The organism is Ruegeria sp. N11, from assembly GCF_056531525.1.
The window spans coordinates 1-14,952 of sequence record NZ_JBQFLX010000034.1; the positions used below are offsets into that span (position 1 = coordinate 1).

Sequence of the window (14,952 nt, forward strand, 5' to 3'; positions counted from 1 at the left end):
GCCACATCATGCTCTGAACATGCGCCCACCTGTGCCTGAAACCTTATTAGAGAAACCTCAATTTAGTGGTGCCGAACGAGGGGGCTAGACACTGGCAAGATCGCTCCTGAACAAGTCGAGCAAATCAAGCAGGACGTCAACAAGCGCAAACGCCAGAACTTCAACCGCATCGCCCGAGAAAAAGCACGGGCATAATCCAACAGAGAAAGGATACGAACATGGATATGCGTTCAGATATCATTGACGTCTCAAACTTGGACGCTGTTACCCAAGGCATCAAAGCTGAAGGTAGCGTTACAGGTGGCAGCGAGTTCACAAACGCAGCACCTACGGCACCCACCAACATCGCCGCGACCATCCATAGCTTTGGCGGCATCCCAACCGTGGAAGTCGAACCCGGCAACCCAGCTAGCCGCACTTCCATTGAGGCAGCTCTGGCCGCTGGTCTGATCACCAAAGAGCAACTTCAGGCAACCCCACAGGAAGTCACTAACGATGCCTCTGATGGCGATGATGAAGGTGACCTTAGCGATGCATTGGGTCCTCAAGACTTGGATGAACTGCTGGGTGAGGAGAACACGGAGCTTACCCACGATCTGATTGATGCTCTAGGTGAAGAAGGCACCGCTGAAATCGTTGGACAGGCCATAATGGAAGATGGGCTGATTGACGTGGACGCCATACGCGCCGCGTTAGGTGATGCGGGCGCTGATCAAGTGGAAGCTGCAGTGAACGACGTTGCCGACTATATCGACGACGGTCGGGATTATCTCGCTGAGCAAATCACCGCCGCTGGTTACGACCTGAATATGCTTGAGCATGTCGTGGCCAACGACCCCGAACTCTACGCACAAGCACAGGCCGCATTTGGCCAATTCCTCACTGATGGCTCCATGACAGGCGTTAAAGCCGTGCTGGACAAAGCCACCTCCTAAACTAACCCCAAAAGGACAATCTAACCATGAATGAACAAGACCAATTCCTGCCGCAAGGTATACGCTCATATGACATTCAGGCAGAAGCCCAGCGCGAAGCCTATGACGTCGCTGCTAAAGAGCTTTCCGAAAGCATGGCTAGGGAAGCTGAAGCCACGGCAGAACGGCTGAAACAAGAGCGTCTGCGCGCAGGAGGCAACGAGGCCGTGGCTATGGACGCCTTTAAGGAACTCGTGAACCAACGCGCAAAGGATGCCGAAGAGGCGGCTCGTAAGGCTGTGTATGTTACCCGTAAGCCTGAGGAAATCGAGTTTCACTTCGAACGCCGTGGCAATGTGGTCCTGCGGGCGTCTGGCACAATTCCAGCCGGATGTGAGAACAACCCTAACTTCGGTTATTCATACGCTGAGGTTGAACCCCCAGTTGACCCCGTGGCTGAGGCCGTAACGGCAGCCAAGAAAGCCAAGAACCGCGAGTTGAATGAGTTTCGTGCTGCGATGGCTCGACAGGCAGCCGTTCAGGATGCGGACACGTCCAAGGGCATGGAAATTCAGAAGACTGACGAGGACCGGATTGCAGAGCTTGAAGCGCAGGTTGCATCCCTGACGGCTAAGTCCAAGCGGAAAGCGTATAGTGCCAAATGAGTGAGCGTGACGACCACTATGAGGGCGTTGAGCAGATCAGGGTTCTGTTGAGAGAGAAATTCCTCGATGGCCTGACATACGGCGTCCCGGAAATTGACCCCGCCTCTGGTGAGGTCATCTCTCGCTCTGAACCTAAGGCTAGCTGGCTGGCAGAAGCCCACAGGTTCCTCAACTCAGAGGACAAGAAACGTGAGGCTGAAGAGGCCGATGCCAAAGAGAAGGCACGACAGAGTAACGCCTTAGATGAAGCCCTTGGTGACCTTCCTGAGTTCCCCGAGGATGAGGACGACGCGTCCTATCCGACCACTACCATCAACTGACCCTTAACACGCCCCTGAAGAGGCCCTGAGCGGCTGCTACGGTTTACCCCGTGGTGGTTGCTTGGTGTCTCTCTGCGTTCTGGGTCTCAGAGAGAAATCACAATGACTTATACAGATATGATCACCGCCCTAGGGGCAGCCCATAAGGAACTCCTAGAGGCTGGTCTGAGGGCGTCTGATTCCCGCGTTGAGATTGAAGCCGTAGCTCACCGAATGGCTGAGTTTGACGGTTCCGAGGCCGACGCCAAGGTGACGGCTTTGGACTACGTTGAAGCCAAAGCTAACCTCGACCTTGCTGAACGCATAAAGACCGCAGCCCGCGATGAGTTCAACCGTTCTTACCTTGTACTGTTGCGGGCAGGAGTTCCCCAATTCGAAGGATAATCCAATTAGCTTACCCCTCATCCTTCCCGCGCTGAATGTAGAGATAGGGATAGAGGCACCGACGACCAAAAGGGCTTCTATCGTTTCTGCTGTATCCGCAGACTGTTCAATCGCAAGTGCCGATTCCGGCTAAGGTGTCGCGAGGCATCCTCAGCGAAATGGAAATGAAGTACGGAAACGTTTGAATTCAGGACGCGACTTGCTTTCGCTGCCGCCAAGCCACAACGTTGAATTCAGTATCTTATTGCTTAACCCGAAGGCTTGAACTAACGTCACAGAGAATAAGCAAAAGTCATTTTGATAAAACTGATGGAGTGGACTTTACGCCGGTATAATTTGTCGAGTTGTGACGTTAAGGAGCTAACGTCGCCTGTAAAAAAGTGGATAAAACAAAAAGGGTTCAGTGCAGATTCTGCTTCACTATGGACCCCCATTTATGGGCTTCCGATTGTCAACTTTAAGATTTACTCGTGGGGTTTAGCATCTATTCTAAATCCTTCTTCGGCATCCTTTTTTATCGTAATTTACCGCGATCCCACAATCTATGTGGTATGTGAGGCAAACTTCCCAAGCACGTTGGACGGTTTGTTTGACGAAGTATTCAAGGACTTTGTCTCTCGACGCGGAGGAAAATGTCTTGAGGAAGCGCCTATCGAGTTCTCTTGCCGCCATAAAGTAAAGAGCTTCCTCGAGTTCTTCGACCGGCTTGATGTAGATCAGCCGCCCAATGTGGTGGTCGAATCGGTTCTTAAGCGCGAGGAAGCCGCAGTAGAGGTTGTACAAGTTCCTTCGGGAGTAACCATTAGTATAAAGCGTTCTCGCACAATCAGAAGGTCAGTTGAAATTGTTCAGCACCAGACTGACCTAAAAAGCTTTGACGTAGGTTTGAAAGTCGAGCAACTTGAGCTGCTTCGCTCTTCAATAAAGAATGAGCTTCGGCGGCAAACAGGACAACGGCTGGAAGAAGCAGAGACCATAGAATACCAGATCACATTGGATGGAAACGAAAGTACTACATATCGACTAATTTGGACCGATTTGGTTAGGCACGGGTCGGTTGAATCCAACCTAGGTGGCACTACTCAGAATTTCGATTTTCAAACTCGTGAAGCGACAGAGTTGAATGTTGAAGCGGAATAGACTTCCTTGTGAGACTCATCAATTTGGATACTCAGCGACCAGAGATAGAGCGTCAGTGCGTACTCGACTAGGCTCGTCAGACATGAGAAACTGCAAACGTACAAAACTAACTTCGATGATGCTTCCGTAAAGGCAGCGAAATAGCTCCACTGCTGATCTTGGCGCGGAGACGTCTTTGTTCTTCAGCACTAGCCAAGCCACTTTAGTATCGTCGCCCGAGGATTGGCGCGAGAGTATTTCGGACAGCCAGATGATGGCTACACGCGAAGGGTGCTGCCTGATCAAATGGCCGCAGCGGTCGAAGAGATCGAAGGTAAGCGAGTTGGCTTGATTTAGCGCGGTCACTACAGTGCGGCTTATCGTGCTTGGGTGGAGTTTCTTGATCAGTAAGCGGGCAATCAGCCCTCCTAATTAGTACACAGAAACCCCTGCCATTAGGACACTTTCAAGCCTGACGGCGGGGGAATTTTTGGATTAAGTCGCTGAAAATAATGGATTTTGATGATCGGTGTTTTTTGGCTTGAAATCGTGTGGGGGCACCAAAACTCCTAATTTATCCAAAATATAACAATAAGTTAATATGTTTTTGCTAATTTTTATCCACCCTACTAGCCACCCTTTTGATGGTTGAGAAATATTTCTCAAGGCCTGCGCGTTTGGACAAAGTGTGAGAGCGCAAGGTTCAAAGAGGCTAAGCCAAAAAACCTACAAATTCATAACTATCATTCTAAGTCACCGAGCGAACCTGTTTTCGATCATACCCTTCACGACGTCAATTGCGTCGGACCAGTTCAGTCTCTGCTCGATCATCATGGCCAAACATCCCCGACTGAACTAATCAATTGTGTTCAGCGTCCGAAAAGCATTTCCGTCCCCGGAGATTTTCTACGAGGCTAATCCTGCAAAGCCTTGCTCCTCCAATTTAGACAGTGCTGTACAAATAGAAAAGCCCGCCGAGCGGAGCCGGCGGGCTTAGAACGATAGCGTTTTTCCAGTGAGTGGTTATCGCTCTAAACTTTGAAATTCACATCCCATTATTTTCGATCTCACGACTTTCTCAACCTACCAATTAGGCTAGACTTGCACACACTTTGCTGGCCTTAAGTATTGCTAGTTCATACAAGGTCCCTACTGTTGTTGGGAAACTTAAAGAGATTGTGGAAACTGTAGCCTATCAACCTGTTCGCGAGTGTCCTTTGTGTCTTTCTTTAGTCTACCAAGGGCGATCTCTAGAGAGGCCACATCAGCCTTCGTGGCAGTTATTCGCGTAGTCTCGATTGATTTTGTCAATGAGCGAAAACCGAACAATGCAGCGGCTCCATTTAGCTTATGCAAGTGGGAGGAAAGCTCACTTCTTTCGCTTAAATCGGTGATCCTCTCATGTTGTAAAAAGAAATCTGACATCTCTTGGAAGAAATCCAAAATAGCTTTTCGCATTTGCTTTGCACCTAAGGTACCACCCAGCTCTTGGAGAATGTTACTGTCGATTAAAGGAGTGCTAGGCTGCCTAGTGTTTGAATATATGGGCTCCCCCAGCAAGACTCTCTTGAGATCACTCAGGCGAATCGGCTTGGTCGTGTAACCGTTCATTCCAACGGCCAAGGCTTTTTTTAGGAGCGCCTCTTCGTTATAAGCAGACAGACCATGAATCCGACAAAATCTATTCACTCCCTTGGAATTCCTGATCATTTTGGTGAGTTCGCATCCGTCAATGTCCGGTAGACCAACGTCCATGAGAATAACGTCAAACCGCATACTTGTTGCCAGTTTGTATGCATCGGCCGCAGAGGTCGCAGAATGGACTCTGTGGCCCAAGCTATTCAACATTTCGCACAAGACTGAATTGTTGACGACGTTGTCTTCGACGACAAGGACGCTTAGTTTTTTGGTGTTGGGCAAGGTGAAATTTGAAGCTGTATGATCGTCTTCAAGCACGTTTTGCGGCTGTTCTTCCACTTTCATCTGAGGAAGCTTGAGAGTGAAATGACTTCCGTGCCCCAAATGCGAATCTACAGTGATATCTCCCCCCATTAACCTTGCAATTCGCCTTGAAATTGAAAGTCCGAGTCCATCTCCTCTAGATAATCGCCCTTTCACCGGTGCACGGGTCACGTAGTCACCGAATATTTCTTCAAGCTGATCCGTAGGAATTCCATCTCCGGTATCTGAAACAGTCAAAACTAAGTTTCGAGCCTGCGGTGCGTCTTCGAACTTCATCTGGACACTGACAATTCCGGTGGAAGTGAACTTGATCGCGTTTCCAACAAGGTTTGTAACAATCTGGCCAAAGCGTACTTCGTCGGCGATGAAAGTACCAAGCAAGCTTGGGTCGAGATCAGAGTCCAGCTTCAGCCCCTTCTCGGCAGCCAATGGTTCAAGAACTGCAACGACTTGAGATACCTTTTCGTGAGGGTTGAACGAAACTGGTGAGAGAACCAAAGCGCCGGATTCTATTCTAGTAATATCAAGGGCTTCGTTAATCTGCTCTAGAAGAACTTCTCCGGATCCCGCAGCCACTTCCAAAAAATGGTTCTGCCTTTCGGTAAGATCTGTGGTTTTGAGTAAGTCCAGAACTCCTAGAATACCAGTTAGTGGAGTCCGCATCTCATGGCTCATGACTTCCAAAAACCGCGATTTTGCGCGATCAGTTCGCTCTGCTCTTTCTTTAGCCTCCAAAAGCGCTTGCTCGTTACGTTTTCTGTCACTTATGTCACGTAGATATACTGCGACCAAGTCTCCCGCGGCGTTCGATACCCTTGTGACATTGATTTCAGCAGGAAACTCATCCCCGTTGCGTCGAGTGCCCACTATCTCAACCCGATTTCTTTTAGTGAGCCCTGAGATCAGGTTGGGACCCTTGTTGTCATCAAATCTGCCGCTTTGGTCAAAATGAGCTCCTGGAAGAATTGTGCTCTTGATGTTTTTGCCAAGAACTTCCCCTTTCCTCCAGCCAAATACTCTCTCCGCAGCGCTATTGAACTCTACAATTTCTCCCTTTTCATTGCCGATCACTATGGCATCGAGAGAAGCGGAAACCGTCGATTCCAATCTGCCAGTTGTCTCCCGAAGCGCAAGATCGCGTTCCCTAGAAATCTGCAACGATCTGTACAAAAACAAAAGTACGGCGGCCAACACGAAAACAACCGAAATAGCGACCAAACCAGCGTTTCTTAGTGCAGATGAAAACTTTTGCCGACGAGCCTCCGTTCTTTCTGCTCCGATGGTAATACCCAGCAACGCGAGTTCACGTGCTGCCGGTTGATAGAGAGACGCCAAATCGGCGAGTTCACTAACATTGACCGGTGCATCATAGTTTTGAGTTAGCCGTGTAGCCTCCTCGGCGAACTTTTTTAGTTGTTCCAGCAACTCTGATGCACGGCTATCGCTTTCGATTATGTCTCTTGCGATTCCGTGGCTTGCAAGATCAATCCGGCTTAAAGTGATCTGTGTTTGTATTACGGTTCTCAGAGAGTCTGGCCTGTACCGCGAAGCTTCTTCCAGCAAAACGGATCGCAAATTAGCGAATTCAGTATCCAGCTGTAGAACTGTCCATTGGGCATTCTCATTGCCGGCAGTCGCTAAGGCCCGCTGTTCAATCCAAAGGCTTCTTCCCAAGGCAACTACGACTGCCACAAGAACCAAAACAGTCGCGGGAAAGACGAGCCTGGCTAGACCCCCTATCATTCGACCCTCCAAAACAGTTTCTCCAGACAGCCAAGGAACTTTCGTAATTCATTCGAGAAGTTCAATTGTTTGCAGTTGCCAAATTGCACGTGAATAGTTCGACTCAGTCTTGTAGTCGGGCCTATCGTCAAATGGAAACATGACCCAATAAGGTCCTTTTTCGCGAACCGACATGGTTGATCCGTCAACTCGGGTTGCGATAATCGGTACTTCTGCCTCTAGCTCGGCAACAGGTATCTTCACCGAATAATCATTCAAAGCGGACAGTTTAAGCTGTTGAACTTCGGCATCGAGGTATTGAAGCAAGCTGGCAACCGGAACACCGCTGAATTGGTTAACTCCATCTGTCCAGATTGTTGAAGTTGAAAAGGAAACCTGTTTCATTGTGTCTAGATCTTCCAATGAGAGGTTTTTCTGTTCTCCTCCGGCAAATACAACTGTCAACGGAATTTGGTCTTGCGCTCTGACCGTTGAAGAACACACTAAGGCGACAGCAGTAGTGATGCTAAGGAAATTTCTTGAACTCATAGAATTGGCCTCCCTGGAAGCATGATGTTACTGTGGCGTTGTCACTGCTTCGAGCGTCGAACAGCGAATGAATGAACCTAGGTCGATCGTTGCTTGTGGCATAACAGTTTTTTCTCGGGGGCATTCCGTTACTTGATGAGTACCATCTTAATTGCCGATGATCATCAACTGGTTCGCGATACATTGGCCACCTATCTGGCCGAAAAAGCTGGGTTTGAAGTAAAGGTAGCTTCAAGTGCAGAAGAAGCTTATGTTGTGATTTCTGCCTTCAAAAACATCGACCTCGCGATTCTGGACTATCAGATGCCAGGTATGAACGATCTGGAAGGACTGGTTCGACTCAAATCACGTTTTCCAGACCAAAAAACAGCCATTATTTCCGGTGTCGCCTCCCCTGAAGTTGCTGACAGAGCCATTGAACTTGGGGCACTCGCTTTTTTTCCAAAGTCCATGCCAGTGGATTTGATGCTCGACAGTATCAATGAACTAACCGGAGATAGGTCGATCGCGCGCTCAGCAGGCATTCAACAAAAGCAGCCCGGTGCTTTCCCAAAGGACTATGGCCTGACAATTCGGGAACAACAGATTCTTGACATGCTTGCATCCGGCCAATCCAACAAATCGATAGCACAAGACCTGCTACTAAAAGAAGTGACGGTAAAATTTCACGTCACGAACATACTTGGAAAACTTGGAGTGAGTAACAGAACTCAAGCCGCGTTGCTTGCCAAGTCAAGTTCACACTCTCGGGGATAGTAGGCCCAAATAAAAGCAAACGGACTTGATGTTATACTCAACCCAAATTGCAGCCCGCGCAACGATCATTCAGGCGATCAAGTTGCCGGCACTGTCTTGGTTCAACCTAACAAAAATTCTTGCGGCACGTTTGGAATTGTCTAGCTCAGAACAAGGTCAAAAGGCACACTTATGGGTTGGCTAAATGGCCCCAATCAACGGATACTGCCCGGAATCCAGCAAAGAATTAGTCGCTCCACCTAACAAGTAGAGGAGCGACCAGAACAATCTAAAAATCACAACCACTCACAGATTGCTACTTTAGTATAGTAATCGAACGCAGCTGAAGCGAGAAAAAACTCACAGATCGTGCGATTTCAAAAAAAGGACGTCAGACGAATTGAACCATTCTCGGTTGGGCGGGCATAGTAGCAATTGATGGTCCTCCGTTTCCTAAACATAGCGGTGGACCAGTACAGGTGGCAGGCTCAGAGTGCACAGCCGGGAATGCCTGGCTGCCGTCGTGGACACATCCATTTGGGGGGGCGCACGTGTCACCCGTGAGTTGGATCGGATCGCTGAGTTGCGTGGCTATCCTTGCCTGGTAGTCTCAGATAACGGCACCGAACTGACCTTAAACGCGATGCGCAAGTGGCAAGGAAATCGCAAGGTCGATTGGCACTACATTGCGCCAGGCAAGCCCATACAAATCGGCGTGGTCGAGAGCTTTAACGGAAGGATGCGTGAGGAGTGCCTCAACGAACACCTATTCCAGTCTCTGCGCCATGCCGGTCGCACGATTGCTGCATTGCGCGCCGACTACAATCGCAACCGACCTCTTTCTAGCCTCGCGGGCCTGACGCCACACGAATATGCTGACCGGTCAAAGGAAGACCAAAACCTGAACAGAGCTAACCTAAATTAGCAGACTCGAAGGGGAGCAGTTCATTTTACACATCTGAAAGCTTGAGCAAACGGCTGGTGGGGACATAGTCCTCTGCTCTCAGTACACCTTTTGGGGCATGGTGCGACGCGCCGAACTCGCACCCCTCATTGAAATCGTAAACCCTCATCAAGGCGCGCCGCTCCACACTGCTACTTGTTCGGGTTGTTCAAATTGGGTCGGTGGAATGAAAAATGCGGTTGTGCTCTGACATTTAGAAATCGCAATTCAATTCTCCAGCGAGCTTTTTGGGGCTCGTGGGGCGGCACGCCGAACCCAACAACCCGCTCATAACCGGTCGCAATATTCGGAATGCGCAAAAATCAACGCGTGCCACCCACGGTCAGAGGATTGCATGGTGGCAAAATTATGCCCGCTGCTCGTTACGAAACTTACTGCTTGCCTTTTGGAAACAGACTATTTCGCCAGATTTTGCAATGCTACGGGAATTCCCCAATTTCGAGGATTGGGTGCTCAAGGTAAGTTGTCTTCAACGGAACACTACTACCACTCCGGAATTCCCCCTTGTGAGAGAGGGGCTGGCTCTTACCCCCTCGTCCAGCCCCTCGCTCCACCCATCACAAAGCTATCAATTGTGACAGGTAGTATGCTTGATCTGATTGTAATTGGCAGTGCATATCAGCTTCTCGGTCTGGTCCACTCGCTTTTTTCGGGGAGTTCGAGGTGTGCGACACTCGGGTCGCGTTGTTTCAGAAGCCATTTCGTACTATTTTCTTCAATCTCGTTGAACACTTTTTTGGTTTAGGGTTGCAGCGTTATGCGGCTTTTTCTGATCGGCGTTGTTGTGATTTCGCTGTCCGCGGCTGTCTCTTGAACGAGGTACTTCAGGTCCGATTTTGATAGCGATGTAGTCGGTCCCACCCCGGCGCACCAGTTGGCGACGTGCTGTTCTAGATTGAAGGAAGTAGAAGCGTCAATGTCAGCAATTCCATAGTAGATGTCGGTATCTTACTAAAAGTCCGAGCGAACTGCTTGCACAAGGTCCTGCTGACATATCAGTCGCCGAAATCAACTATGCGGTTGTGGGTCGTCAAGGTTCAACTCTCGCTGCGCATCATCAGCGGCGGCGAGACAGGTAAAGCAGAAAAACGAACGGTACTAGTTGGCCCGCGCTGCAAGCTAGCTAGAGGGGACAAGAGCAACGCGGGCCCCCCGAAGGGTGGTAGTAATAATTAGTTAGCGTGATTGCCTGACCCGGCTCCGCGTCGCAGCGCCGCAGGCAAGAAAAATCCGCGCTGCTGAGGGGTGGGATCATTCGCGGCGTAGGGTTGCTCCGCAATAACCCCCCGACAAGGTGTGCCACGGCGCGCAAGATCAGGAAAAGAGCACCGGCCCAACCCATCAAGCCAAAGGCCTCAATATCCAACGTGGCGCCAGCCAACCGGAAGAACAGGATGATGAATGGCCATTGAATGTGCTCGATCTCATGAAAAGCACGGTCATGATGGTGGGCAAGATTTCCGACAACTGCGCCTGCAACCATGCCTGATAAAAGAAACGAAACCTCCAGCAATAGCGAAAGACCCGCTGTCAGAAAGACGATACAAACCGCTTCGGCTTTCAGGGGCGCTCCCGTTTTCAAGCGCCCGGTCAGACAAGCGGATGGCACGCCAATCCGGCAAGGATGAGGACACCAAGGGTAATCAGAAAGACGGCAACGTGCTCATAAAACCAAGCGTTAACTTCTTGTCTAGAATACTCAAATTCCGACCCTGCCTTGTAGGAACTGATGTCGGAGCGAATGCGAATACCCTTACACGGTCTGAACCGAGGATCATAAGAATAAGAGATATTGATCTGTATTAAGGCGGATGCCCACCGCAAGTGGCACAATAGGTCAATCAGGGAATGAGGAGGAATTTTCGATGTCGACAAAGAAGTCCAAGTCAAATTACCCGGCTTCACTTGTGGACGTTTTCAAGAATGTGCAGCCGCCCATGTCTGGCAATCCGGCCTTCGGTGCCCAAATCGAACAATTCTGGGACGCGCAAGAAAAAATGCTTGAGGAAACAGAGGCCTTTGCGCAGCATTGGTTCGAGCGGCGACATGAGGCGGTCCGAACGGCCCTGCAAGCTGCGCGTGAAGTGTCTTACGCTAACTCGTCGGAACCGTCGAAAGCCCTTCAGAGTATGGCGGAATGGCAGCGCCACTCGACGGAGCGATTGGTTGCTGACGCGCAGGAATGGTTCGAAACCGTGGCCCGTTGTGCAGCATATGTCGCTGAAACCGAGGCTGAAGCTGTTGAGCAAACAGTTGATGATGTTGCAGCCGCTACAAAGAGCGCAGGGAAATCTTCAAAGTCTGAGCCGGTTTAGATTTCCTGCTGCCGACTAAACCAGATTGAAATCATCAGAGAAGTAGATAGGAGGTCAAATGTACAAGAACATCCTGATCCCGGTTGCACTGGACCAAGAGCACGACACCCAAGCATCGTTTGAGGCCGCACACCAATTGGCTGATGCGGACGCTGTATTTACTGTTGTGCACGTCCAAGAGCCTATCCCCGCGTATGTGGGGTCCCAGATTCCAAGCGAAGTGCTTGCAAATACGCGGCATGAGATCCTTGAGAACTTGCATCAGACAGCTGCTGAAATTCCATGCGCGGAAACTCGGCTTATCTCTGGGCATGCGGGCAGGGCTATTGTCGATTTCGCAAATGAGAGCGACGCGGATTGCATCGTCTTGGCCTCGCACAAGCCTGGTTTTGAGGACATATTTCTAGGTTCCACTGCGAACAGAGTCGTGCATCACGCCAAGTGTTCGGTTCACGTAATTCGTTGATCCAAGTTTAACGGTGTGTGTTCTTTTTGGAGCGGTCCCTCACTTAGTGAGCCAAATTAAAGTGAGACAATAGGCAACTATGTCAAGGAAGCCTTGGGTTGCGGTTAGATTTTCTACATTTTTTTCAGCTTAACTGCGGTATTGATTTTATTAGAATGAAGGATGGCCTTGTAGGGCGAACTTGGATTTAGGCGGGCCGCGGGCTTTCCAAACCTTCGTCCATCGGCCTTGTCAGATCAGATAGTTCTGATACCGCTTCAGATTCCTGTTTTTCTGTTCCGCACCGCTCTGCAAAGTCTTTCTCTTTACAGATCAAATTACTGCGTGCTCTCGTTAGAAGAGAGAGCAAAGAAGGACGGCAGGAGGCCTTGTCAGAAGTGCTTTGTTTGAGCGGGGCAGGGCGGTTGCGTAGCTTTTGTCCATGACCAAACCTGCCTCGTTCAAATACTTCAAAACCAGCCCCGAAATCATCCGTCTTGCGGTGATCTCGTACATCCAATTTTCGCTTTCTTTGCGGAATGTGCAGGATTTGCTGCAAGAGCGAGGCATCAATGTTAGCCATGAAACTGTCCGATACTGGTTTTACAGGTTCGGCCAGGTGTTAGCTTAAGAGTTCAGGTGCAAGCCGGTGCAACAACTGCGCGCTTTGCCGCTTTGTAGGCAGAGCGGTCATTCAAATCGTCTCGCAATACCGCTCCGCAGCGAACAGTTGGAAAGTCCGTTTGGCAGACATGTAGGAAAGGCGATCCCCTCAAAGGTTCGGGACACATCTGAGCCGACTGTCCAATTTTTTTGGGCCGCTTCAAATAATGCTATTTCATTGGCCGCGCGGATACTTGTTCGAATTCATTTTGCAGTGCCTACTTTACACCGGTACTGCTGTTGAAGCTATCCTTCGCGCGTGCTGTATTGAATTAAAGCAGGTGAAATTCGATGGTGGTGCGTTAATTCAAGCATCGGTGGTTGCAAACCACTGAAAACAGAATTTTCCGCATCCTATTTGAATTACTGACAACTCATGTGCATGTGGAGCCAAACCGACCGGCCCAATGTGATTTTAGGAGGGAACATGTCCCCTTTATATCAAACTGCGTCGTCGTTCACCAAAGCCTCGGATTTGCTGGTCGAAGCGCTCGAGGCGGAGGGCGTTGAGTATGTTTTTGCCGTCCCGGGTGAGGAAAACCTGGATGTGTTGGAGTCCTTGAGGACGTCCAAGATTGAACTTGTCCTGACCCGTCACGAACAGGGGGCGGCATTCATGGCGGCAACGTATGGGCGTTTGACGGGCAAGGCGGGGGTTTGCATGGCAACACTTGGTCCCGGTGCCACAAACTTTGCCACACCCGCAGCTTATGCGCATTTGGGCGGGATGCCTCTGGTTATGATAACGGGCCAAAAACCGATCAAGAAATCGAAACAGGGGCAGTTTCAGATCATCGATGTGGTGGGTCTGTTTGATCCGATCTGCAAGATGTCCAAGCAGATTGTGCACGGCAACACCATCCCCTCGTTAATCCGCGAAGCGTTTCGCGTCGCGCAAGAGGAGCGACCCGGTGCGGTTCTGCTGGAACTTCCTGAGGATATAGCAGCCGAAGATACCACCGAACCAGTCCTGCAACCTCATCCGCGTTACTATGCCGTGGCAGGTGACACGGTTCTGAATGAGGCAGCCGAGATGATCCGCTCAGCCAAAATGCCCTTGCTGCTATTGGGGGCCGGTGCCAACCGGAAACACGCCCGCAGTGCGCTCAGTCAGTTTGTAAATGACACGCAGATTCCTTTCTTTGTCACGCAGATGGGCAAAGGCGTGGTGGACGAACGGTCCGATCTGTTTTTGGGAACGGCAGCGTTATCCGATGGGGACTACTTACATTGCGCGATCGAACGGGCAGATCTGATTATCAATGTGGGTCACGACGCGGTGGAAAAGCCTCCTTTCTTCATGAAAGAAGGCGGAACCAAGGTTATCCATGTGAACTACAAGGCCGCGCAGGTCGACCAAGTCTATTTCCCACAGGTCGAGGTTGTTGGCGATCTGGCTCAATCTATTGAACGGCTGGGAAAGAAGCTTGACGGTCCCTTGGAGTTTGACCGCAGCTACTTCGAGCGGGTCAAACAGGAAACCGACATGCACATCTCGGCAGGTGCAGATGATCCGCGTTTCCCAGTAATCCCGCAGCGTTTTGTGGCCGATACGCGCAAAGTTATGCGGGATTGCGATATCATCGCGTTGGACAATGGCATCTATAAAATATGGTACGCGCGAAATTATCAGGCCTACCAGCCCAACACAGTCCTGCTGGATAACGCACTGGCCACGATGGGAGCCGGCCTTCCCTCCGCCATGATGGCGGCCAAACTTTATCCAGACCGTCGCGTTATGGCGATATGTGGCGACGGCGGCTTTATGATGAATAGTCAGGAGATCGAGACCGCTGTTCGACTAGGGCTCAATCTGGTTGTGGCCGTGTTGAACGACAACTCGTACGGGATGATCCGCTGGAAGCAGTCTCAAGCCGGGTTTGAAGATTGGGGGCTGGAGTTCAAAAACCCTGATTTTGTGGAATATGCCAGAAGCTATGGTGCGACAGGCCACCGGGTAGAGCGAACTGAGGATCTGGTACTGACCTTTGAGAAAGCGTTTGCAGCTGATGGCGTCCATCTGATCGATCTTCCTGTTGATTACAGTGAAAACCAACGCGTACTGATTGATGAACTGGCCGAAAAGGTTTGTTTGATCTAATCTGATTGTAGAGCGTCTTGTGCGGCCCGTATGCCGCTGGGGCGTCGCGCCACCTTAGGCCATTGCGATTGATGAAGATAATACCTCTCAATAC

12 protein-coding genes and 3 pseudogenes are annotated in these 14,952 nt (G+C 50.2%); 12 read left to right on the forward strand and 3 right to left on the reverse strand.

Going from position 1 to position 14,952, the window contains the following annotated elements; all coding sequences use genetic code 11:
• The first annotated feature begins 218 nt into the window (after positions 1–218).
• From ACR0J8_RS22900 to ACR0J8_RS22920, 5 genes are all read left to right on the forward strand, one after another.
• Positions 219–935 carry a hypothetical protein gene (locus tag ACR0J8_RS22900; RefSeq protein ID WP_480892529.1) on the forward strand — a complete coding sequence of 239 codons (717 nt, stop codon included), beginning with the start codon at positions 219–221 and terminating at the stop codon, positions 933–935.
• 26 nt (positions 936–961) lie between these two features.
• Positions 962–1,579, forward strand: coding sequence for a hypothetical protein (locus ACR0J8_RS22905; RefSeq protein ID WP_480892532.1), 618 nt, complete (start codon positions 962–964; stop codon positions 1,577–1,579).
• Positions 1,576–1,899, forward strand: a complete 324-nt coding sequence (locus tag ACR0J8_RS22910) for a hypothetical protein (protein WP_480892534.1) — start codon at positions 1,576–1,578, stop codon at positions 1,897–1,899. Before ACR0J8_RS22905 ends, ACR0J8_RS22910 begins: the two co-directional genes overlap by 4 nt.
• 102 nt (positions 1,900–2,001) lie before the next feature.
• Positions 2,002–2,283, forward strand: coding sequence for a hypothetical protein (locus ACR0J8_RS22915; protein WP_480892537.1), 282 nt, complete (start codon positions 2,002–2,004; stop codon positions 2,281–2,283).
• Between the two features lie 309 nt (positions 2,284–2,592).
• Positions 2,593–3,423, forward strand: coding sequence for a hypothetical protein (locus ACR0J8_RS22920; RefSeq protein WP_480892540.1), 831 nt, complete (start codon positions 2,593–2,595; stop codon positions 3,421–3,423).
• A 1,146-nt stretch (positions 3,424–4,569) separates the two neighbouring features.
• Here the strand turns inward: ACR0J8_RS22920 and ACR0J8_RS22925 are convergent.
• Entirely contained in the window at positions 4,570–7,107 is a 2,538-nt protein-coding gene (locus ACR0J8_RS22925; RefSeq protein WP_480892542.1) for a hybrid sensor histidine kinase/response regulator, read from the reverse strand.
• 48 nt (positions 7,108–7,155) lie between these two features.
• A complete protein-coding gene (locus ACR0J8_RS22930) occupies positions 7,156–7,635 on the reverse strand; it encodes a molybdopterin-binding protein (RefSeq protein ID WP_170617483.1) in 480 nt (159 codons plus the stop codon).
• 135 nt (positions 7,636–7,770) lie between these two features.
• Here ACR0J8_RS22930 and ACR0J8_RS22935 point away from each other — a divergent pair, with 135 nt between their 5' ends.
• From ACR0J8_RS22935 to ACR0J8_RS22965, 7 genes and pseudogenes are all read left to right on the forward strand, one after another.
• Positions 7,771–8,391: a response regulator transcription factor gene (locus tag ACR0J8_RS22935; protein ID WP_170617481.1), complete on the forward strand. Its 621-nt coding sequence runs from the start codon at positions 7,771–7,773 to the stop codon at positions 8,389–8,391.
• A 478-nt stretch (positions 8,392–8,869) separates the two neighbouring features.
• Positions 8,870–9,295: pseudogene (locus tag ACR0J8_RS22940) on the forward strand (integrase core domain-containing protein); the annotation flags it as partial.
• Between the two features lie 1,333 nt (positions 9,296–10,628).
• Positions 10,629–10,823, forward strand: a complete 195-nt coding sequence (locus tag ACR0J8_RS22945) for a hypothetical protein (protein ID WP_480892546.1) — start codon at positions 10,629–10,631, stop codon at positions 10,821–10,823.
• A gap of 376 nt (positions 10,824–11,199) precedes the next feature.
• Positions 11,200–11,649, forward strand: coding sequence for a phasin family protein (locus ACR0J8_RS22950; RefSeq protein ID WP_480524428.1), 450 nt, complete (start codon positions 11,200–11,202; stop codon positions 11,647–11,649).
• 58 nt (positions 11,650–11,707) lie between these two features.
• Positions 11,708–12,115 carry a universal stress protein gene (locus tag ACR0J8_RS22955; RefSeq protein ID WP_480524429.1) on the forward strand — a complete coding sequence of 136 codons (408 nt, stop codon included), beginning with the start codon at positions 11,708–11,710 and terminating at the stop codon, positions 12,113–12,115.
• A gap of 421 nt (positions 12,116–12,536) precedes the next feature.
• A pseudogene (locus ACR0J8_RS22960) lies at positions 12,537–12,722 on the forward strand (IS6 family transposase); the annotation flags it as partial.
• Positions 12,723–13,184: 462 nt separating this feature from the next.
• Positions 13,185–14,858, forward strand: coding sequence for an acetolactate synthase large subunit (locus ACR0J8_RS22965; RefSeq protein WP_480892550.1), 1,674 nt, complete (start codon positions 13,185–13,187; stop codon positions 14,856–14,858).
• 1 nt (position 14,859) lies between these two features.
• Here ACR0J8_RS22965 and ACR0J8_RS22970 read toward each other — a convergent pair.
• A pseudogene (locus ACR0J8_RS22970) lies at positions 14,860–14,952 on the reverse strand (IS5/IS1182 family transposase); the annotation flags it as partial.

Excerpts from the sequence above, each read along its gene's own strand:
- ACR0J8_RS22900 (WP_480892529.1), top strand. The coding sequence starts at position 219 with ATGGATATGCGTTCAGATATCATTGACGTCTCAAACTTGGACGCTGTT.
- ACR0J8_RS22905 (WP_480892532.1), top strand. The coding sequence starts at position 962 with ATGAATGAACAAGACCAATTCCTGCCGCAAGGTATACGCTCATATGAC.
- ACR0J8_RS22910 (WP_480892534.1), top strand. The coding sequence starts at position 1,576 with ATGAGTGAGCGTGACGACCACTATGAGGGCGTTGAGCAGATCAGGGTT.
- ACR0J8_RS22915 (WP_480892537.1), top strand. The coding sequence starts at position 2,002 with ATGACTTATACAGATATGATCACCGCCCTAGGGGCAGCCCATAAGGAA.
- ACR0J8_RS22920 (WP_480892540.1), top strand. The coding sequence starts at position 2,593 with ATGGAGTGGACTTTACGCCGGTATAATTTGTCGAGTTGTGACGTTAAG.
- ACR0J8_RS22925 (WP_480892542.1), bottom strand. The coding sequence starts at position 7,107 with ATGATAGGGGGTCTAGCCAGGCTCGTCTTTCCCGCGACTGTTTTGGTT.
- ACR0J8_RS22930 (WP_170617483.1), bottom strand. The coding sequence starts at position 7,635 with ATGAGTTCAAGAAATTTCCTTAGCATCACTACTGCTGTCGCCTTAGTG.
- ACR0J8_RS22935 (WP_170617481.1), top strand. The coding sequence starts at position 7,771 with ATGAGTACCATCTTAATTGCCGATGATCATCAACTGGTTCGCGATACA.
- ACR0J8_RS22950 (WP_480524428.1), top strand. The coding sequence starts at position 11,200 with ATGTCGACAAAGAAGTCCAAGTCAAATTACCCGGCTTCACTTGTGGAC.
- ACR0J8_RS22955 (WP_480524429.1), top strand. The coding sequence starts at position 11,708 with ATGTACAAGAACATCCTGATCCCGGTTGCACTGGACCAAGAGCACGAC.
- ACR0J8_RS22965 (WP_480892550.1), top strand. The coding sequence starts at position 13,185 with ATGTCCCCTTTATATCAAACTGCGTCGTCGTTCACCAAAGCCTCGGAT.